Below are 18,691 nucleotides of genomic sequence, written 5' to 3' on the forward strand. Positions count from 1 at the left end.
TTAGCCGAGCTTCTCGGCCTTCTCGACGGCTTCCTCGATGGTGCCGACCATGTAGAAGGCCTGCTCCGGCAGGTGGTCATATTCACCCGCGACGATGGCCTTGAACGCACGGATGGTGTCCTTCAGGGACACGTACTTGCCGGGCGCACCGGTAAAGACCTCGGCCACGAAGAACGGCTGCGACAGGTATCGCTGGATCTTTCGCGCACGGGCCACGACCAGCTTGTCGTCTTCCGACAGCTCGTCCATCCCGAGGATCGCGATGATGTCCTTCAGCTCCTTGTAGCGCTGCAGGGTGTTCTGCACCGCACGGGCGGTGTCGTAGTGCTCCTGCCCGATGATCTGCGGGTCCAGCTGACGCGAGGTGGAATCCAGCGGATCGACCGCCGGGTAGATCCCCAGCTCGGCGATCTGACGCGACAGCACGACGGTCGCATCCAGGTGCGCAAAGGTGGTGGCCGGGGAGGGGTCGGTCAGGTCATCCGCCGGCACGTAGACGGCCTGGATGGAGGTGATCGAACCCTTCTTGGTCGAGGTGATGCGTTCCTGCAGCACACCCATCTCTTCCGCCAGGGTCGGCTGGTAGCCCACCGCGGACGGCATACGACCCAGCAGCGCGGAGACCTCGGTCCCGGCCAGGGTGTAGCGGTAGATGTTGTCGATGAACATCAGCACGTCGCGGCCTTCGTCACGGAAGAACTCGGCCATCGTCAGGCCGGTCAGCGCGACACGCAGACGGTTGCCCGGCGGCTCGTTCATCTGGCCGTAGACCAGGGCCACCTTGTCGAGGACGTTGGAGTCCTTCATCTCGTGGTAGAAGTCGTTGCCCTCACGGGTACGCTCACCCACCCCGGCGAACACGGAGTAGCCGGAGTGCTCGATCGCGATGTTGCGGATCAGCTCCATCATGTTCACGGTCTTGCCCACGCCGGCGCCGCCGAAGAGGCCGACCTTGCCGCCCTTCGCGAACGGGCACAGCAGGTCGATGACCTTGATGCCGGTTTCCAGCAGCTCGGTGGATCCCGCCTGCTCATCGAAGGTCGGGGCGGAGCGGTGGATCGACCAGGTCTCCTGCGCCTCGACGTCGCCGGCGTTGTCCACCGGGCGGCCCAGCACGTCCATCACGCGGCCGAGGGTGGCTTTGCCCACCGGCACCGAGATCGGCTTGCCGGTCGCGGTCACGGCGGTCTGGCGCTTGAGCCCTTCGGTGGTGCCCATGGCGATGGTACGGACCACGCCGTCGCCCAGCTGCTGCTGGACTTCCAGGGTCAGGCCATTTTCCAGGGTCAGGGCGTCGTAGACCTTGGGCACTTCGCCGTGGGGAAACTCCACGTCCACGACGGCGCCGATGATTTCGACAATTTTTCCGGAACTCATGTGTTCATCCTCGTAAGTCGTAATTCGTGCCGAGTCGACCGATTCGTGCGGGCAGGCGCTAGACCGCGGCCGCGCCGCTGACGATCTCGGAGATCTCCTGGGTGATCGATGCCTGGCGCGCCTTGTTGTAGACCAGCTGCAGGTCCTTGATCATCGTGCCGGCGTTGTCGGAGGCCGACTTCATGGCGACCATCCGCGCGGCCATTTCGCAGGCCACGTTCTCGACCACCGCCTGGTAGATCAGGGACTCGACATAGCGCTCGAGCAGCGTATCCATCACCGGATGCGTGTCGGGCTCGTAGATGTAGTCCCAGTGGTGCTTGAGCGATTCGTCCTTGCTCGGCGCCGTCGGCAGCAGCTGAGTGGCCTCGGGCTGCTGCGTCATGGTGTTGACAAACTTGTTCTCCAGCAGGACCACACGATCGACCTTGCCGTCGCGGAAGTTGTCCAGCACGACCTTGATCGAGCCGATCAGGTCATTGATGTGCGGACGGTCCCCGAGATCCTTGGCTTCGGCCACGATGTTGCCGCCCAGACGCTTGAAGAACTGCAGGGCCTTGTTGCCGACCACGCACAGGTCCACCTCGATGCCTTCGTCGCGATAGCGACGCATCTCGCCAACGGCCTTCTTGAACAGGTTGGTGTTCAACCCGCCGCAGAGGCCGCGGTCGGTCGACACGATGATCAGCGCGACGCGCTTGACCTCGCGTTCCACCATGAACGGATGCCGGTACTCGGCATTCGCCATGGCGACGTGACCGATCACGTCGTGGATCTTCTGCGCGTAGGGCCGGGACTCTTCCATGCGGTCCTGGGCCTTGCGCATCTTGGACGCGGCGACCATTTCCATCGCCTTGGTGATCTTCTGAGTATTCTGGATACTCTTGATCTGCGTCCGGATCTCCTTAGTGCCCGCCATTGCGTGCTCCCGTTACCAGCTGTGCTTGGCCTTGAACTCTTCCAGGGCCTTCTTCAGCTTTTCCTGGATGGAGTCGTTGTAGTCGCCAGAGCTGTTGATTTCGTCCAGGAGCTCCTTCTGCGAGGAACGCGCGTAGGCGATCAGTTCCTTTTCGAAGCTCACGACCTTGTCCGCCTCGACGTCATCGAGGTAGCCCTCGTTGGCGGCGTACAGCGAGAACGCCATCTCGCCAATCGACATCGGCTGGTACTGGCCCTGCTTCATCAGCTCGGTGACGCGCTTGCCGCGGTCCAGCTGCTTGCGGGTCAGTTCGTCGAGATCGGAGGCGAACTGCGAGAACGCCGCCAGCTCGCGATACTGCGCCAGCGCCAGACGCACGCCACCACCGAGCTTCTTGATGATCTTGGTCTGCGCGGCACCACCCACTCGGGACACCGACAGACCGGCGTTGATCGCCGGGCGGATACCGGAGTTGAACAGGTCGGTCTCGAGGAAGATCTGGCCGTCGGTGATCGAGATCACGTTGGTCGGCACGAACGCGGAGACGTCGCCGGCCTGGGTCTCGATGATCGGCAGCGCGGTCAGGGAACCGGTCTTGCCCTTCACTTCGCCATTGGTGTGCTCTTCCACGTACTCGGCGTTGACTCGGGAGGCACGCTCCAGCAGACGCGAGTGCAGGTAGAAGACGTCACCCGGATAGGCTTCGCGGCCCGGCGGACGACGCAGCAGCAGGGACACCTGACGGTAGGCCCAGGCCTGCTTGGTCAGGTCATCGTAGACGATCAGGGCGTCTTCGCCGCGATCGCGGAAGTATTCGCCCATCGCGCAGCCGGCGTACGGGGCGATGAACTGCATCGCGGCCGACTCGGAGGCGTTGGCTGCGACGATGATGGTGTTCTCCATCGCGCCGGCCTCTTCCAGCTTGGCCACCACGGAGGCGACCGAAGAGGCCTTCTGGCCCACGGCGACGTAGACACACTTAACGCCGGAGTCCTTCTGGTTGATGATCGCGTCGATCGCCACCGCGGTCTTGCCGGTCTGGCGGTCACCGATGATCAGCTCGCGCTGGCCACGACCCACGGGAACCATGGCGTCGATCGCCTTGATACCGGACTGCAGCGGCTGGTCCACCGACTGACGCTCGATAACGCCGGGCGCGATCTTTTCGATCGGGCTGGTGAAATCGGTGTCGACCGGGCCCTTGCCGTCGATCGGGCGACCCAGGGAATCGACCACGCGGCCGAGCATCTGTTCGCCGACCGGCACCTCGAGGATGCGGCCGGTGCACTTGACCGTGTCGCCTTCCTTGATGTGCTTGTAGTCACCCAGGATCACGACACCCACGGAGTCGCGTTCGAGGTTAAGCGCCATGCCGAAGGTGTCGCCCGGGAATTCGAGCATCTCGCCCTGCATGACGTCGCCCAGGCCGTGCACACGAGCGATACCGTCGGTCAGGCTGACCACGGTGCCCTCGTTGGAGGCCTCGGAGGAGGCATCGAATTTTTCGATGCGCTGTTTGATCAGATCACTGATCTCGGAGGGATTCAGTTGCATGTTAAATATCCTCTTAGCGACTCAAATTGGCAGCCAGGCGGTTCAGCTGGCCTCGCACGGAGCCGTCGATTACCAGGTCGCCGGCGCGGATGATGGCGCCCCCAAGCAGGGAGCTGTCGACCGAGCACTCGAGATCGACTTCGCAGCCCAGGCCCTTGGCCAGGGCGTCGTGGATCTCTTTCTCCTGCGCCTGCGTCAGCTTGCGAAAGGCAACCACGTCCGCGTGCACACGCTGTTCGGCGGCGGCCTTCATTTCCACGAAGGCATCGCGCACGGCGGGCAGGGCGAGCAGGCGGCCATTCTCGGCCAGCAGCCGGACCAGGTTCCCCGCCTCGGCGCCAACCTTGTCAGCCGCCACGTCCAGCACCAGCTGGGCACGGTCGGAGCGCGGGAGCCGCGGGTTGGAGAGGAGACTGTGCATCTGCGAGTCGCTGGCGATCGCCGCCAGCAAGTCGAGCTGCTCGGCCCAGCCAGCGAGATCGTTTTTCTCCTGGGCCCGCTCGAAGGCCGCGCGGGCGTAGGGTCGGGCGACCGAAATCAGGTCTGACATAACGTCTCCTTAGAGCTTGGCCGCGAGCTTCTTCAGCAGATCGCCGTGCGCCTTGGCATCGATCTCCTTGGCGAGGATCTGCTCGGCACCGGCAACCGCGAGGACGGAGACCTGCTTGCGCAGCTCTTCCTTGGCACGGTTGAGCTCCTGCTCGATCTCGGACTGAGCGGCTTCCTTGATGCGAGTACCTTCCTCACGGGCCGCGGTCTTGCTTTCCTCGACCAGCTCGTTGGCACGCTTCTGGGCAGAGGCAACGATCTCGTTGGCCTGCTGCTTCGCTTCCTTGATGACCTCGGTCGCACGCTCCTGGGCGAGCTCCTGCTCTTTCTCGCCACGCTCGGCGGCGGCAAGGCCGTCGGCGATCTTCTTGCGACGCTCTTCCAGGGCGTTGGACATGGGCGGCCAGACGTAGCGCATCGTGAACCACACGAAGACGCTGAACGCGAGCAGCTGGCCGATGATGGTCAGATTGATATTCATCCTGCTACCTCGGGTTGACGAGTGTGAGGGATCCTCGGGACTCGGTCAGCCTCTTAGCCCAGGGCGAACAGGACGTACAGGCCGATACCCACGCCGATCATCGGCACGGCGTCGGTCAGACCCATCACGATGAAGAACTGGGTACGCAGCATCGGGATCAGTTCCGGCTGACGCGCGGCGCCTTCCAGGAAGCGACCACCCAGGGTGCCCACGCCGATGGCGGCGCCGACAGCGGCCAGACCCAGAAGCAGAGAGCCAGCCAGAACGATCAGAGCGTTTGCCATTTCCATTTTTGTATCTCCAGTCGAGTGTTGAAACGGTCAGTTTGAAGTGAAGTCGGGATCAGTGATCTTCGCTGTACGCCATGTCCAGATAGACAACGGTCAGCACCATGAAGATGAAGGCCTGCAGCGGGACCACCAGGATATGGAAGATCGCCCAGCCCACGTGCAGCACGCCGCCGGCCAGACCCAGGATCAGGCCCGCGGAGTACATGACGCCGATCAGGATGAAGATCATCTCGGCGGCGTACAGGTTGCCGAACAGTCGCAGGGCGAGCGATGCGGGCTTGGCCAGCAGGTTGATGAACTCCAGTACGAAGTTGATCACCCAGAAGATCGGCTTGATGTAGACGATGTTGGTCTGGAACGGGATGCCGGTCAGTTCCTTGATGAAGCCGACGGGGCCCTTGATCTTCAACGAGTAGTAGATGATCAGGACGAACACGCCCAGCGCCAGCCCGGCGGTCACGTTGATATCCGTCGTCGGCACGATCTTGAAGTACGGGATGCCCAGCAGATAGGCGATGTGCGGCAGCAGGTCTACCGGCACCAGGTCCATCAGGTTGAGCAGGAAGATCCAGACAAAGATGGTCAGGGCAAGCGGCGCGACCATGTCATTCTTGTGCTTGAAGGACCCACGGACGTTGTCATTAACGAAGTCCATGGTCATTTCGACGAAGTTCTGCCAGCCGCCCGGAACGCCGGCGGTGACCTTCTTCGCAGCGGCCCGGAACGTCAGGACGAAAAGCAGGCCGAGCGCAATCGACCAGAGCATGGAGTCGACGTGAATCGCCCAGAAGCCCATTTCGGCGGCTTCGGTGCTGGTGGAGGCGAAGCTCATACCTTTCTCGGGATGAAGCCCGAAGGTGAGGTTCGTCAAATGGTGAGCGATATGCTCTTCCATGGTGGGCAGTTCGCTTTCTGAAGCCATGCAGTTATCTCGTCATTGCTTGATCAGAAACCCGGTGCAGCCACCACAAGGGGGCCAGATGCACCAGGAGGAAGATGCCGAACAAGGCCAGCAGGTCCGGCTCGTCCAGGTAAGCGAACGCCACCCCGAAAGCCACCGCGATGATAACCAGTCGTCCCAGTTGGGCGCCCATCATGCGGGCCGTCAGCGCGCCCACCTGATCCGAGCGGTAGGCGCGAAACACGACGACCGCGGCCACGGCGTTGCCGAGGGTCGCGGTCATGCCGCCCACCGCGGCCGAGATCGCCACGATTGGGGGGAACAGGGCCAGCAGCAGGCCCGACAGTATCAGCGTTAAGGCGAGCTGCAGACCCAGCGATTGTAAGGCGTGTCTGAAGCGTCGCGGTGTCATTCAGCGGATGGGCACACCCACCCCTCTCCCAAAAAGTGCGCGTAGTATAAGAGCGGCCCTGGACCGCGTCAAACCGCCAGCGGGCGGGACGCCAGGCCGCGCGGGCGGCTACTGGATATGGGAGAGGATGCCGTCCAGCTCGTCGAGACTGTTGTATTCGATGACGAGCCGGCCCTTGCCCTGGCGGTTGTAACGGACCTGTACCGGGGCCCCAAGCTGGTCGGACAGCCGCGTCTCGAGCTGGCGTACCTCCGGCGGGGGGGCGCTGTCCCGGCGTGGCTCGGGGGTGGCGGCGAGGACCTTTTTCACCAGTTGCTCGGTGGCACGGACGGACAGACCGCGCTTGACGACCGTGGCCGCGACGCCCGGCTGATCATCCAGCGCCAGTGCCAGCAGGCAGCGCGCATGGCCCATCTCCAGGCGGCCTTCATTCACGTGGTCCTTCACGGTGTCGTGCAGTTCCAGAAGGCGCAGCAGGTTGGTAACGGCCGTCCGCGAGCGGCCCACCGCGTCGGCCGCGGCCTGGTGGGTCATCTCGAATTCCGCGATCAGGCGGCGGATGGCCTGCGCCTCCTCCAGCGGGTTCAGATCCTCGCGCTGGATGTTCTCGATCAGGGCCATCGCGGCGGCGGCCTGATCGGGGATGTCGCGGACGACGGCCGGCACCGTCTCCAGCCCGGCGAGCTGGGCCGCGCGCCAGCGGCGCTCCCCTGCGATCAGCTCGTAGCCGTCCTGCAGCCGCCGGACCACGACCGGCTGCACGATACCCTGGGCGCGGATGGAATCGGCGAGTTCCGCCAGGGCGGCCTCGGCCATGTGCACGCGCGGCTGATACTTGCCGCGCCGGATCTGTTCGATCGGCAGCTGGTCGAGGCTGTCGCTGTCGTCACCGCCCGTCTGGGCACCGGAGAGCAGGGCGTCCAGGCCGCGGCCCAATCCTCGTTTCGCCATGGTCAGTCGTTCCTGCTGGGACTCATTAGGATAGCGACGCTCAGCGCCGCAGCATCTCGCCGGCCAGGGCCAGGTACGCCACCGCTCCGCGCGAGGAGGCATCATACAACAAGGCTGGCTGGCCAAAACTGGGCGCCTCGGCGAGGCGGATGTTGCGCGGGATCACCGTGCGGAAGACGCGGTCGCCGAAGTGCCCGGTCAGCTGCGCCGAGACATCGCCGGAGAGGCGGTTGCGGGGGTCGAACATGGTCCGCAGCAGGCCGGAGATGCGCAGGTTCGGATTCGGCCCGCGCTGGATACTCTCGATGGTACGCATCAGTGCGGTCAGCCCCTCGAGGGCGTAGTACTCGCACTGCATCGGGATCACCACGCCATCGGCCGCGACCAGGCCGTTGACCGTGAGCAGGTTCAGCGACGGCGGACAGTCGATCAGGATGTGGTCGTAGTCGCCGGCAATCGGGGTCAGGGCATCCTGCAGCCGGTATTCGCGGCGCTCCGACTCCATCAGGCGGACCTCGGCCACGGTGAGATCGCCATTGGCGGGGATCAGGTCGTAGCCGGCCTCCACGCGGTGGGCGGCCGCGGCAACGGTGGCCTCGCCCAGCAGGACCTCGCAGGAGGTGGGATCGTCGGCGTGCTTGTCCACCCCGGAGCCGGTGGTGGCGTTGCCCTGGGGATCCATATCCACCACCAGCACGCGCTTGCCCAGCCGCGCCAGGGATGCGGCCAGATTGACGCAGGTGGTGGTCTTGCCGACCCCGCCCTTCTGATTGGTGATCGCGAGTATGTCGGTCACGGGTCAGGTTCTCTCGATGATGGCGACATGGCGCTCGGCCGTCTCGCCGGGAATGGTAACCGGGTCCACCCGTTGGTACGACCACGGCCCCGGCAGGGGCTCGTCCACCACCCGGCGCTGGCCCAGCATGGCGAGCACCCGGCCGCCGGGGGCCACGGTATGCTCGACCCGCGCCAGCATGTCGGCCGGGGCCTTGAAGGCGCGCGACAGCACCGTAGTGTAGGGCGCGTCGGGATGGAAGTCCTCGATCCGCGCGTGAATCGCCTCGACGTGGTGGAGGCCGGTGCGCCCGATCACGTTGCGCAGGAAACGGATGCGTTTGGCAGCGCTGTCCAGCAGGCAGAAGCTGCGTTCCCGCTCGACCACGGCCAGCACGAAACCGGGCAGGCCGGCACCCGTGCCGACATCCAGCACCCGGTCACCGTGGAGATAGGGGCTCAGGGTCAGGCTGTCCAGCACGTGGCGCGGGATCAGCTGGGCCGGGTCGCGCACCGCCGTCAGATTGTGCACCCGATTCCAGCGCAACAGCTCGTCGAGGTAGAACGCAAGGACCTCGCAGGCACGGGCATCCAGCCCCCAGGCCTCGGCGTAGGGTTGCAGGCGGGTGGCCCAGACCTCACTCGCCACTGGCGCGCTGCTTCAGGTGAATAGCCAGGGCCGACAGCGCCGCGGGGGTGACGCCCGGGATGCGCTGGGCCTGGCCCAGCGTATGCGGGCGAAACTCCGCGAGCTTCTGCCGAATCTCGTTGGAGAGGCCGTGCACCTGCGCATAGTCGAGCGCCTCCGGCAGCGCGGTCTGCTCCGCCCGCGCCTGACGTTCGATCTCGGCCTGCTGACGCTCGATGTACCCGGCGTACTTGGCCTGGATCTCGACCTGCTCGCGCACGTCGGGGGAGCACTCGGCCCTGCATTCGGGCAGCGCGGCCATCAGGCTTGCATAGTCGGCCTGCGGACGGCGCAGCAGGTCCAGCAGCGTGGCCTCCGGGTCCGGGGCGGAGCCGAGGAGCTCGACCAGCGCCGGGCGAGTGCGCTGGTCGCGGTCGGGTCGCAGGCGGGCCAGGCGCTCGCGCTCGGCCTCGATCGCCGCGGCCCGCTGCTCGAAACGGGCAAAGCGCGCCGCGCCGACCAGCCCGAGCTCGCGGCCGACCGGGGTCAGGCGCAGGTCGGCATTGTCCTCGCGCAGCAGCAAGCGGTACTCCGCGCGCGAGGTGAACATGCGGTAGGGCTCCTGCGTGCCGCGGGTGACGAGATCATCGATCAGCACACCGATATAGGCCTCCGAGCGCTGCGGTATCCAGGGCTCGCGGGCGCGCACCTCGCGGGCGGCGTTCAGACCCGCAACCAGGCCCTGGGCGGCCGCCTCTTCATAGCCGGTGGTGCCATTGATCTGGCCGGCAAAGAACAGGTTGCCCACTGCGCGCGTGGCCAGGCTGGGGCGCAGACCGCGCGGGTCGAAGTAATCGTATTCGATCGCATAGCCCGGGCGGGTGATGCGGGCCTGCTCGAAGCCAGGGATGCTGCGCACCAGCGCGATCTGGATCGCGTACGGGAGACTGGTCGAGATGCCGTTCGGATAGAGTTCGTGGGTATCCAGGCCCTCCGGTTCGACGAAGACCTGGTGACTGGTCTTGTCAGCAAAACGGACCACTTTGTCTTCGATCGACGGGCAGTAGCGCGGGCCGGTGCTGTCGATCTGGCCGGAGTACATCGGGGCCTGATCGAGGTTCTGGCGAATCAGTTCGTGGGTCGCCTCGGTGGTACGGGCGATATGACAGGGCCGCTGCGCCGGGTGCTCGGCGCGCGTACCGATAAACGAGAACACCGGCCTTGGCTCGTCGCCCGGCTGCAGCTCCAGGCGGGAAAAATCCACACTGCGTCCGTCAACACGCGGCGGTGTACCGGTCTTCAGTCGGCCGACGGCGAACGCCATCTCGCGCAGGCGCGCGGCCAGCCGCACGCTGGGCGGGTCCCCGGCGCGGCCCCCCGGCTGCTGCTGCAGGCCGGTATGCATCTGGCCGTTGAGGAAGGTGCCCACGGTCAGCACTACGGCCGCGGCGGTGAAGGCAATTCCACCCTCGGTCACCACACCGGTCACGCGATCGCCATGCATGCGGATATCGGCGACGGGTTGCTGGAAGACCTGGAGGTTGGGCTCCGCCTCGACAAAGCGCCGGATCGCGCCCCGGTACAGCTGCCGATCGGACTGCGCCCGCGTCGCTCGGACAGCCGGGCCCTTGCGGCTGTTCAGGGTGCGGAAGTGGATGCCGGCGGCATCGGCCGCACGCGCCATGACGCCGCCAAGGGCGTCGATCTCCTTGACCAGGTGACCCTTGCCGATGCCGCCGATCGCCGGATTGCAGCTCATCTGGCCGATGGTCTCGATGTTGTGCGTCAGCAGCAGCGTGCGCGCACCCGCGCGCGCCGCGGCCAGGGCGGCCTCGGTGCCGGCGTGTCCGCCGCCAATCACGATGACATCGAATTCTTCTGCCATGACCTCTGGAAACCCGGCCGCCGGACGGCCCGAAAACGTAAAATCAGCAGTTTAGCAGGAGTGGCGGCGGCGTCGAAGCGGCCGCAACGGGATCAGTGTTTCCCTGCGCCATCACTTACCGATACAGAAACCGGCGAAGATCTCGCCGAGCAGGGCCTCGTGGTCCTGGCGACCCAGCAGGGCATCCAGCGCGGCCTCGGCCAGGCGCAGCTCCTCGGCGATCATGTCGGGCGCGGCGCTGGCCTCGATGCGACCCAGATGCTGCGCCGCCCGGCGCAGGCCGTCGAGATGGCGAGCGCGCACGCTGAAGCGCTGCTGCCCGCCCTCCCCGGCACCCAGGCGCGCGACGATCGACTGCTTGAGTTCATCAATGCCGGTACCCGTGCGCGCCGAGATGACGATCCCCTCTCCGGCCCGGGAATCCTGTCCAACGCAGTCCTGCTTGTTCCAGACCGTGAGCCGCGGGATCTCGGGCGGGGCCTCCAGATCGGCGGCGGCCTCGGGCCGGGTCAGGTCCCGCAGCTCCAGGATCAGGTCGGCCCCTGTGGCGGCCTCGCGGGCACGCTGCATGCCGATCCGCTCCACCGGGTCATCGCTGGCATGCAGTCCGGCGGTATCGATCAGCTCCACCGGGATACCGTGGATGGCGATCGGCGAGCGCAGTACGTCGCGGGTGGTCCCGGGGCGGTCGGTGACGATCGCCACCTCGCTCTCCGCCAGGCGGTTCATCAGGCTGGACTTGCCGACGTTCGGGGCGCCCACCAGGGCCAGACGCAGGCCGTGCGCGAAGTACCGGGCCGGGCGCAGGCGCTCCAGGAGCGCACGGATGGTCGTGTGCAGATCCGTCGTACGCCGGGCGATGTCCGGGGCGGCCTCGGATTCGAGGTCGGTCTCGCCGAAGTCGATCTCGGCCTCGATGATCACCCGCATGTCGCGGATCGCGCGGGAGACCGGCTCCAGCTCCGCGGCCAGCGCCCCGTCGAGGCTGGAGCGGGCCAGGCGCGCGGCTGCGGCCGTCTGGGCATGGATCAGATCGGCGACGGCCTCGGCCTGCGCGAGGTCGAGGCGGCCGTTCAGAAAGGCCTGTTCGGTGAATTCGCCCGGCCGCGCACGGCGGGCGCCCAGGCTGACCGCCGCCGCGACCAGCGCCTCCAGCAGCACCGGGCTGCCATGGCCCTGCAGCTCGACCACGTCTTCGCCGGTGTAAGAATGGGGCGCGGGGAAATAGAGGATCAGGCCGTCGTCAATCGCCTCGCCGCTGGCCGGATCGGTGAAGCGGCCGTAGTGGGCGTGGCGCGGCCGCAGGTGCTCGCGGCCGGTCAGACGCCGCGCGATCGTCAGCGCCTCGGGGCCCGACAGGCGCACGACACCGATACCGCCGACCCCCGGCGGGGTGGCGACCGCGACGATGGTGTCCGTCACGGTCACGCGGCGCCTACTCCTTCTTCTTTTCCGGGTCCTGTCCAGCCTCGATCTTGCGCGTGATGTACCACTGCTGGGCGATGGAGAACAGGTTGTTGGTGAACCAGTACAGCACCAGGCCCGCCGGGAAGAAGGCGAAGAACACGGTGAACACGAACGGCAGTGCCATGAAGATCTTCTGCTGCACCGGGTCCATCGGCGGCGGGTTCAGCTTGTACTGCACGAACATGGACACGCCCATCAGGATCGGCAGGATGAAGTACGGGTCACGCGAGGACAGATCCTGGATCCACAGCCACCACGGGGCCTGGCGCAGTTCGACACTCTCCAGCAGCACCCAGTACAGGGCGATGAATACCGGGATCTGCACCAGGATCGGGAGACAGCCGCCCAGCGGGTTGATCTTCTCCTTCTTGTACAGGTCCATCAGCGCCTGGTTCATGCGCTGCTTGTCGTCCTTGTAGCGCTCCTTCAGGGCCTGCAGCTTGGGCGCAACCTTGCGCATGCGCGCCATCGAGCGGTAGCTGGTCGCGGACAGCTTGAAGAACACCAGCTTGATCAGGATGGTCAGAAGGACAATCGCCCAGCCCCAGTTGCCGACCACGGCGTAGATCTTGTCCAGCAGCCAGAACAGCGGCTTGGAGAGGAACGTAAAGATGCCGTAATCGACGGTCAGGTCGAGGCCGCGGGCAATCTGGGAGAGTTCGTCCTGCAGCTTGGGCCCGACCCACAGGCGGGTGGAGAACGAACCGGTCTCGCCAGCTGGGATCTGCAGGGACTCGGAATGCAGACCGATCAGGTACTCGTCACCGATTTCACCCGGAACGGCCCGCGCATACAGGGCGTTGACCTCGTCTTCTCCCGGCACCCAGGCGGAGACGAAATAGTGCTGGATCATCGCGACCCAGCCGCCCTGCAGGCGCTGCTGGATCGGATCGTCGCGCAGGGATTCGAAACGCTCGCGCTGGTAGCTGCCATCGAAATAGGCCGCGCCGGTAAAGGTGTACAGCCACCAGGATTCACGATCCGGCGTGGGACCATGGCGGAGCTGGCGATACTGGCGGCCGCTCCAGGTCGAATCCGAGCGGTTGTGGACCTGGTAGTCGAGTTCGATCAGGTGCGAGCCGCGGGTGAAGGTGTAGGTCTTGATGACGTCAATATCGCCATCCTCGGAGGTCCAGCGCAGCGGGACCTCCAGGGTGTCCTCGCCCTCGGCCATCTCGAACCGGTCCTGATCGACCTGGAAGTTGGCGTGATGCGAGGGGGCCCGGCCTTCCATGGAGCGGTCGTTCACGCGGTCATGGGTCAGCCCGCTCTGGGCGACATAGCCGCGCAGACGGTGATCGAACAGGCGCACCGGGACCAGCGGGTCATCCTGAAGGTCCCGCGGATACTGCAGCAGATCGGCGCGCAGCAGGGTGGCGCCTCGGCTGTCGATCAGGATCTCGTGGGTATCGGTACGCACCGTGATCTGGCGACGATCCGGCTCCTGCAAGGTGGTCACCCGGGGGCCATCGACCGCGGCCGGGTCGGTCTCGGCGTCGGTCTCGAACTGCGGGGCGTCCGGGACATCCTCCGGACGCGCGTCGGGATCATCCTCGGCCTGTTCGGCGGCGCGATCGGCCTGTGACGGGGTGCCGTAATCCTGGTTCCAGGCCTGCCACATCAGGAATAGGACAAAGGCCAGGGTCAGCCACAACAGGGGGCGAAGATTATCCATGGGCGCGACTACTTTGAAGGTCGGGTACTGGTGGAATCGGAGCGCGGAGCCGGGACCGGATCATAGCCTCCCGGGGACCACGGATGACAGCGCAGGATACGGCGCAGGCCGAGCCAGAAGCCGCGCAGAACGCCGTGGGTCTCCACGGCCTCGACGGTGTACGCCGAGCACGTCGGATAATGCCGGCAATGCGGGGCCATGAACGGCGAGATACCGTACTGGTAGGCGCGCACGGGCAGCAGGGCGATCTTGCGAAGCAGGCTCATTGCAAACGTTCCAGCAGGCGGTCGATCTCGGCACGCAGCGCGTGGCGGTCGGCGGTCACGGCGCTGCCCCGGGCCAGCACGATCAGATCCAGGGCCGGTAGGTCCGTTCGGCACTGGCGGAAGGCCTCGCGCACGATCCGCTTGATGCGATTGCGGTCGCAGGCGCGCCGCACGTGGCGTTTGCCGACCGCCAGGCCCAGCCGGGCCTCGGCGCCCTCGGCAGGTCGGTAGAGCAGCGTCAGGTGGCGGCCGCGCTGGCGACCGGCATCTTCGAACACACGCTGATAGTCCGCGCCCGTCAGCAGGCGGACGTGGCGCGGAAAGGTCTGTACAGCAGGCGCCGCGGTCACGGGAGCCGGCGCACTGCCCGGGTTACGGGCAGAGGCGCTTGCGGCCCTTGGCACGACGGGCGTTCAGGACCTTGCGGCCACCGCGGGTGGCCATGCGGGCCCGAAAGCCGTGCGTGCGGGCGCGAACGAGCCGGCTGGGTTGGAAGGTGCGCTTCATGTGAGTTCCCGTGACGCGTTGGTGAAAGGGCGGTGAAAACTAGCGTTATCCGGGCGCAAAGTCAATCCCGGTGTGGCCAGGCCGCTGGCACCCGGGGGGCGCATCGGCGTAGACTCGGGAGCTTCGATTCCCCGCCACCCAGGAGACCGTCGCGTGTCAGCCAATACCCTGTGGACAGCCTGTCTGGATCGCCTGCAGGGGAAGGTCAGCGAGCAGCAGCTGAACACCTGGCTGCGGCCCCTGCACGCCGAAGAGTCGGAGGGCACCCTGCGCCTGCTGGCACCCAACCAGTTCGTTTTCGAGCACGTGCGCGATCACCTGCTGAACGCGATCGAGGGCACGGTGAACGAACTGCAGCCCGCGGAAGGCGGCTGCCAGGTGCGGCTGGGTATCGGCGGCGCGGAATGGCCGCAGGAGGCGGTCGCGAGCCGGCGCGAGCGACCCGCGGCCGCCGAGCCACGTCGGGCCACGCCCCGTCCGCAGGGTCCAGTGAGTAACCTGAACCCGGCGTTCACCTTCGACACCTTTGTCGAGGGCAAGTCGAACCAGCTCGCGCGGGCGGCCAGCCTTCAGGTCGCGGAAAACCCGGGTGTGGCCTACAACCCCCTGTTCATCTACGGCGGTGTGGGCCTTGGCAAGACCCATCTGATGCACGCGATCGGCCACAGTATCCTGGCGCGCCATCCGGAGGGGCGGATCATCTATCTGCATTCCGAGCGGTTTGTGGCCGACATGATCAAGGCGCTGCAGCACAACGCGATTGACGAATTCAAACAGCACTATCGGTCGGCCGATGCCCTGCTGATCGACGACATCCAGTTTTTCGCCGGCAAGGAGCGCTCGCAGGAGGAGTTCTTTCACACCTTCAATGCCCTGCTCGAAGGCCAGCAGCAGATCATCCTGACCTCGGATCGCTACCCGAAGGAGGTCGAGGGCCTGGAGGAACGCCTGAAGTCGCGCTTCGGCTGGGGCCTCACAATCGCGATCGAACCGCCGGAGCTGGAGACGCGGGTCGCGATCCTGCAGCGGAAGGCGGAGCAGGCCGGCATCGAGCTGCCCTCGGAGGTCGCGTTCTTCATGGGCAAGCGCATCCGGTCGAATATCCGCGAGCTCGAGGGATCGCTGCGGCGAGTGATCGCGAATGCGCATTTCACCGGAAAGCCGATCACGCTGGATTTTGCCAAGGATGCGCTGCGCGACCTGCTGGCGGTACAGAACAAGCTGATTACACTGGAAAATATCCAGAAGACGGTGGCCGACTACTATCGCGTGAAGGTGGCGGATCTGCTCTCGACCCGCCGCAGCCGCTCGATCGCCCGGCCCCGGCAGATCGCGATGGCCCTGGCCAAGGAACTGACCCAGCACAGCCTGCCGGAGATCGGCCAGGCCTTTGGTGGGCGGGATCACACCACCGTGCTGCACGCCTGTCGCAAGATCGCCGAGCTGCGTGAAGCCGACGCCAGCCTGGACGAGGACTACTCGAATCTGCTGCGAACATTGAGCAGCTGAGGCCGTCAACCGCATGGGTGCACAAGCCTGTGGATAAGCTGGGTGCAAACGCGGTATGAAACCGGGGAAAACGGATGGGCCAAAACTGTCCACAGGTTGGCAACAGGGTTCGCAGAGGTTCGCGGAGCCGAAAAGGATACGGCAAGCAATTGATAAAAAAGTGATTTATTGGACTTCTGCACAGGCCGGTCGGCCCTTTATTACTACGAATTGAATATCTAAATACTCTAGATACAGGACATCGCCATGGAACTGTCTTTCAACCGCGAGACGATGACCGAAGCGCTGCAACGGATTGTAGGCGCGGCCGAGAAACGCTTGACGATGCCCATTCTCGGCAACGTGCGGCTACGCCCGGACGAACACGGCGCGATCCGCATGGATACGACGGACCTGGAGCTGGCCTGGCAGGCCGGGGCGGAAGGGACGATTCCGGGTGAATGCGATGTGACAGTATCGGTGCGCAAGCTGCTGGATGTGGTCAAGGCCGCCCCGGCGGACAGCGAGATCCGGGCACGGGTCGAGGGCGAGCGCATGACCGTGGGGTTTGGCGGTTCCCGTTTCAGCCTCGCCACCCTGCCGGGCGCCGACTTCCCGGACTGGGAGGCGCGCGGGTCGGAGGTCGTGCTGGACGTGCCGCAAAACCGGCTGCGGCGATTGCTGGAGGCGACGATGTTCTCCATGGCACAGCAGGACGTGCGCTACTACCTGCAGGGTCTGCTGCTGGTGGCAAGCGGCACGAGTCTGCGGGCGGTCGCGACCGACGGGCATCGGCTGGCGCTCGCCGAGGTCGAGCTGGAGTCGCCGGTGGAAGGTCGGGTGGAGCGGATCGTGCCACGCAAGGCGGTGGCCGAGCTTCGGCGCAATCTGGCCGATGACGAGAGCTCGCTGCGGATTGGCTTCGGCGAGGACCAGGTCGTATTCGAACTGGGCAATGCGGTCCTGCGCAGCAAGGTCATCGAAGGCCGCTTCCCGGATTACGAACGCGTGATCCCGTCCGATCTCCCGGCGACCCTGCGGGTGGATCGCGAGCTCTTGAAGCGGGCACTGGGTCGCGTAGCGATCGTCGCGAGTGACAAGTATCGCGGCGTGCGCATGGTGCTGGGCGAGAATGGTTGCCAGGTGATGACGCACAACGCCGACCGGGAAGAGGCACAGGAGACGATCGAGGCCGAGTACGACGGCGGTCCGCTGGAGATCGGGTTCAACCTGGGCTATCTGGCGGACGTCCTCAACGTGCTCGAGACGGAGCAGGTGCGGATCGGCTTGCGCGACGGCAACTCGTCGATCCTGATCCAGGCCGAGCCTCCGGGCGGTGCGCGCTACGTCGTGATGCCGATGCGCCTGTAGGGCGAGGCGGGCGTGCTGGACTCGCTCTGGTGGCAGGGCGTACGCAATCTTCAGGAACAGAAACTGCGGCTGGCCCCCGGCATTAACCGCCTGGTTGGTCCCAACGGTGCCGGGAAGACCTCGGTGCTGGAAGCGGTGCATATCCTGGCCGCGGGTCGCTCGTTTCGTACCCAGCAATTGCGCCGAGTCGTGGCTACCGGGGCGGAGGGGCTCTGGGTCGGTGGCGAGGTGCGGGAACAGGGTTCGGGGGCTCACCGGATCGGGGTCTGCTGGGATGGGGCGCGGCGCTCGCGGCTGGATGGACGCTGGATGGAGGGGCACGCCGCCGTCGCGGAGTGGTTACCGGTTCGCGTGCTGCATGCGGGCTCCTTCGATCTGTTGACTGGCGGGCCGGACGAACGCCGGCGGCTGCTCGACTGGGGCGGCTTCCATGCGATTGTCGGGTATCGACAGGCCTGGCAACGCTGGCGGCGGGCCCACGAGCAGCGGAATGCGGCACTGCGGAATGGCGACCGCAGGGGGGCGCGCGAATTCGAGCGGCCACTGGTGGAATTTGGCGTCCAGGTCAGTGAGGCGCGGGCGCGCTATGTGGCCCAGTGGGACGCCGCAACCCGGGAGGCGGCGGGCGCGTTCGGGCTTTCGGAACGGCTTGGAGGCCTGAAGGTCTCGCTGCGTGCGGGTTGGGATCGGGAGCGCAGCCTGGAGGAGGCGCTGGAACGCAGTCGCCCCACGGACGAGGAGCGCGGGTTCGCGCAGGTCGGGCCGCAGCGAGCGGATCTCGACCTGCGTCTGGATGGGCGGCCAGCGGCCGAGGCCTCGCGCGGCGAACAGAAGCGGCTGGTGACGGCGCTGGTGGGGGGGCAGGCTCGGATGCTGGAGAAGGAGATCGGTCGGGCACCGGTGTTGTTGCTGGACGATGTGGTGTCCGAGCTGGACCGCGTGGTGGTGGAGGGATTGATGGCCGGCCTCGCGGACAGCGGCTGGCAGATCCTGGTCACGGCGGTGGAGGATTCGATCCCGGGGCTGGATCGGGGTGGGGCAGGTCAATTGTTCCACGTGAAACATGGTCGACTGTCCCCCGACCCTTTGGCTCCGTAACCCCCTGACGCATCCTGCCTCGCGCCCGACTGCGCCCATTCCTGAATACACCGGACCCTGCTGCCTTTGCGCTATACTGCGAGGCTTGTACCTGTCCG

At 65.9% G+C, this 18,691-nt stretch carries 20 protein-coding genes; 3 read left to right on the forward strand and 17 right to left on the reverse strand.

Annotation, left to right across the window (positions count from 1 at the left end; all coding sequences use genetic code 11):
• From atpD to rpmH, 17 genes are all read right to left on the reverse strand, one after another.
• Positions 1-1,377 carry a F0F1 ATP synthase subunit beta gene (gene atpD / locus D000_RS0100590; RefSeq protein ID WP_018871606.1) on the reverse strand — a complete coding sequence of 459 codons (1,377 nt, stop codon included), beginning with the start codon at positions 1,375-1,377 and terminating at the stop codon, positions 1-3.
• Positions 1,378-1,435: 58 nt separating this feature from the next.
• Entirely contained in the window at positions 1,436-2,296 is an 861-nt protein-coding gene (gene atpG / locus D000_RS0100595) for a F0F1 ATP synthase subunit gamma (RefSeq protein ID WP_018871607.1), read from the reverse strand.
• Between the two features lie 12 nt (positions 2,297-2,308).
• Positions 2,309-3,850: a F0F1 ATP synthase subunit alpha gene (atpA, locus tag D000_RS0100600; RefSeq protein WP_018871608.1), complete on the reverse strand. Its 1,542-nt coding sequence runs from the start codon at positions 3,848-3,850 to the stop codon at positions 2,309-2,311.
• Between the two features lie 13 nt (positions 3,851-3,863).
• Positions 3,864-4,400, reverse strand: coding sequence for a F0F1 ATP synthase subunit delta (locus tag D000_RS0100605; RefSeq protein WP_018871609.1), 537 nt, complete (start codon positions 4,398-4,400; stop codon positions 3,864-3,866).
• 9 nt (positions 4,401-4,409) lie between these two features.
• Entirely contained in the window at positions 4,410-4,880 is a 471-nt protein-coding gene (locus tag D000_RS0100610; RefSeq protein WP_018871610.1) for a F0F1 ATP synthase subunit B, read from the reverse strand.
• Positions 4,881-4,933: 53 nt separating this feature from the next.
• Positions 4,934-5,170, reverse strand: a complete 237-nt coding sequence (atpE, locus tag D000_RS0100615; RefSeq protein WP_012983953.1) for a F0F1 ATP synthase subunit C — start codon at positions 5,168-5,170, stop codon at positions 4,934-4,936.
• A 52-nt stretch (positions 5,171-5,222) separates the two neighbouring features.
• Positions 5,223-6,065, reverse strand: a complete 843-nt coding sequence (gene atpB, locus D000_RS0100620) for a F0F1 ATP synthase subunit A (protein ID WP_026279654.1) — start codon at positions 6,063-6,065, stop codon at positions 5,223-5,225.
• 31 nt (positions 6,066-6,096) lie between these two features.
• Complete coding sequence (locus D000_RS0100625) at positions 6,097-6,483, reverse strand: ATP synthase subunit I (protein ID WP_018871612.1); 387 nt, start codon at positions 6,481-6,483, stop codon at positions 6,097-6,099.
• Positions 6,484-6,591: 108 nt separating this feature from the next.
• On the reverse strand, positions 6,592-7,434 hold the full coding sequence (locus D000_RS0100630; protein WP_026279655.1) for a ParB/RepB/Spo0J family partition protein: 843 nt from the start codon (positions 7,432-7,434) through the stop codon (positions 6,592-6,594).
• A gap of 40 nt (positions 7,435-7,474) precedes the next feature.
• Positions 7,475-8,230 (reverse strand): ParA family protein, encoded by a 756-nt coding sequence (locus D000_RS0100635; protein ID WP_018871614.1) that lies wholly within the window; start codon positions 8,228-8,230, stop codon positions 7,475-7,477.
• Between the two features lie 3 nt (positions 8,231-8,233).
• Positions 8,234-8,857 carry a 16S rRNA (guanine(527)-N(7))-methyltransferase RsmG gene (gene rsmG, locus D000_RS0100640; RefSeq protein WP_018871615.1) on the reverse strand — a complete coding sequence of 208 codons (624 nt, stop codon included), beginning with the start codon at positions 8,855-8,857 and terminating at the stop codon, positions 8,234-8,236.
• Positions 8,847-10,721 (reverse strand): tRNA uridine-5-carboxymethylaminomethyl(34) synthesis enzyme MnmG, encoded by a 1,875-nt coding sequence (gene mnmG, locus D000_RS0100645; protein WP_018871616.1) that lies wholly within the window; start codon positions 10,719-10,721, stop codon positions 8,847-8,849. The genes rsmG and mnmG overlap by 11 nt, the downstream gene beginning before the upstream one ends.
• Before the next feature lie 111 nt (positions 10,722-10,832).
• Entirely contained in the window at positions 10,833-12,149 is a 1,317-nt protein-coding gene (gene mnmE, locus D000_RS0100650) for a tRNA uridine-5-carboxymethylaminomethyl(34) synthesis GTPase MnmE (protein WP_018871617.1), read from the reverse strand.
• A gap of 7 nt (positions 12,150-12,156) precedes the next feature.
• Positions 12,157-13,863, reverse strand: a complete 1,707-nt coding sequence (yidC, locus tag D000_RS0100655; protein ID WP_026279657.1) for a membrane protein insertase YidC — start codon at positions 13,861-13,863, stop codon at positions 12,157-12,159.
• A gap of 8 nt (positions 13,864-13,871) precedes the next feature.
• Positions 13,872-14,129 carry a membrane protein insertion efficiency factor YidD gene (gene yidD / locus D000_RS0100660; protein WP_018871619.1) on the reverse strand — a complete coding sequence of 86 codons (258 nt, stop codon included), beginning with the start codon at positions 14,127-14,129 and terminating at the stop codon, positions 13,872-13,874.
• Entirely contained in the window at positions 14,126-14,479 is a 354-nt protein-coding gene (rnpA, locus tag D000_RS0100665) for a ribonuclease P protein component (protein WP_018871620.1), read from the reverse strand. Before rnpA ends, yidD begins: the two co-directional genes overlap by 4 nt.
• Positions 14,480-14,501: 22 nt before the next feature.
• Positions 14,502-14,636 carry a 50S ribosomal protein L34 gene (gene rpmH, locus D000_RS0100670; protein ID WP_018141118.1) on the reverse strand — a complete coding sequence of 45 codons (135 nt, stop codon included), beginning with the start codon at positions 14,634-14,636 and terminating at the stop codon, positions 14,502-14,504.
• Positions 14,637-14,789: 153 nt separating this feature from the next.
• On the opposite strand from rpmH, the gene dnaA reads away from it, so the two are divergent.
• From dnaA to D000_RS0100685, 3 genes are all read left to right on the forward strand, one after another.
• Positions 14,790-16,145 (forward strand): chromosomal replication initiator protein DnaA, encoded by a 1,356-nt coding sequence (gene dnaA / locus D000_RS0100675; protein ID WP_018871621.1) that lies wholly within the window; start codon positions 14,790-14,792, stop codon positions 16,143-16,145.
• A 246-nt stretch (positions 16,146-16,391) separates the two neighbouring features.
• The gene (gene dnaN, locus D000_RS0100680) at positions 16,392-17,495 is read left to right on the forward strand and encodes a DNA polymerase III subunit beta (protein ID WP_018871622.1); all 1,104 of its coding nucleotides are present in this window, start codon (positions 16,392-16,394) and stop codon (positions 17,493-17,495) included.
• A gap of 12 nt (positions 17,496-17,507) precedes the next feature.
• Positions 17,508-18,593, forward strand: coding sequence for a DNA replication/repair protein RecF (locus D000_RS0100685; RefSeq protein WP_018871623.1), 1,086 nt, complete (start codon positions 17,508-17,510; stop codon positions 18,591-18,593).
• The last annotated feature ends 98 nt before the right edge of the window (positions 18,594-18,691 follow it).

It is taken from the genome of Thioalkalivibrio sp. ALJ16 (assembly GCF_000377345.1).
Taxonomy (GTDB): Bacteria; Pseudomonadota; Gammaproteobacteria; order Ectothiorhodospirales; family Ectothiorhodospiraceae; genus Thioalkalivibrio.

Coding starts and splice junctions, on each gene's coding strand:
- atpD (WP_018871606.1), bottom strand. CDS start 1,377: ATGAGTTCCGGAAAAATTGTCGAAATCATCGGCGCCGTCGTGGACGTG.
- atpG (WP_018871607.1), bottom strand. CDS start 2,296: ATGGCGGGCACTAAGGAGATCCGGACGCAGATCAAGAGTATCCAGAAT.
- atpA (WP_018871608.1), bottom strand. CDS start 3,850: ATGCAACTGAATCCCTCCGAGATCAGTGATCTGATCAAACAGCGCATC.
- D000_RS0100605 (WP_018871609.1), bottom strand. CDS start 4,400: ATGTCAGACCTGATTTCGGTCGCCCGACCCTACGCCCGCGCGGCCTTC.
- D000_RS0100610 (WP_018871610.1), bottom strand. CDS start 4,880: ATGAATATCAATCTGACCATCATCGGCCAGCTGCTCGCGTTCAGCGTC.
- atpE (WP_012983953.1), bottom strand. CDS start 5,170: ATGGAAATGGCAAACGCTCTGATCGTTCTGGCTGGCTCTCTGCTTCTG.
- atpB (WP_026279654.1), bottom strand. CDS start 6,065: ATGGAAGAGCATATCGCTCACCATTTGACGAACCTCACCTTCGGGCTT.
- D000_RS0100625 (WP_018871612.1), bottom strand. CDS start 6,483: ATGACACCGCGACGCTTCAGACACGCCTTACAATCGCTGGGTCTGCAG.
- D000_RS0100630 (WP_026279655.1), bottom strand. CDS start 7,434: ATGGCGAAACGAGGATTGGGCCGCGGCCTGGACGCCCTGCTCTCCGGT.
- mnmG (WP_018871616.1), bottom strand. CDS start 10,721: ATGGCAGAAGAATTCGATGTCATCGTGATTGGCGGCGGACACGCCGGC.
- yidC (WP_026279657.1), bottom strand. CDS start 13,863: ATGGATAATCTTCGCCCCCTGTTGTGGCTGACCCTGGCCTTTGTCCTA.
- yidD (WP_018871619.1), bottom strand. CDS start 14,129: ATGAGCCTGCTTCGCAAGATCGCCCTGCTGCCCGTGCGCGCCTACCAG.
- rpmH (WP_018141118.1), bottom strand. CDS start 14,636: ATGAAGCGCACCTTCCAACCCAGCCGGCTCGTTCGCGCCCGCACGCAC.
- dnaN (WP_018871622.1), top strand. CDS start 16,392: ATGGAACTGTCTTTCAACCGCGAGACGATGACCGAAGCGCTGCAACGG.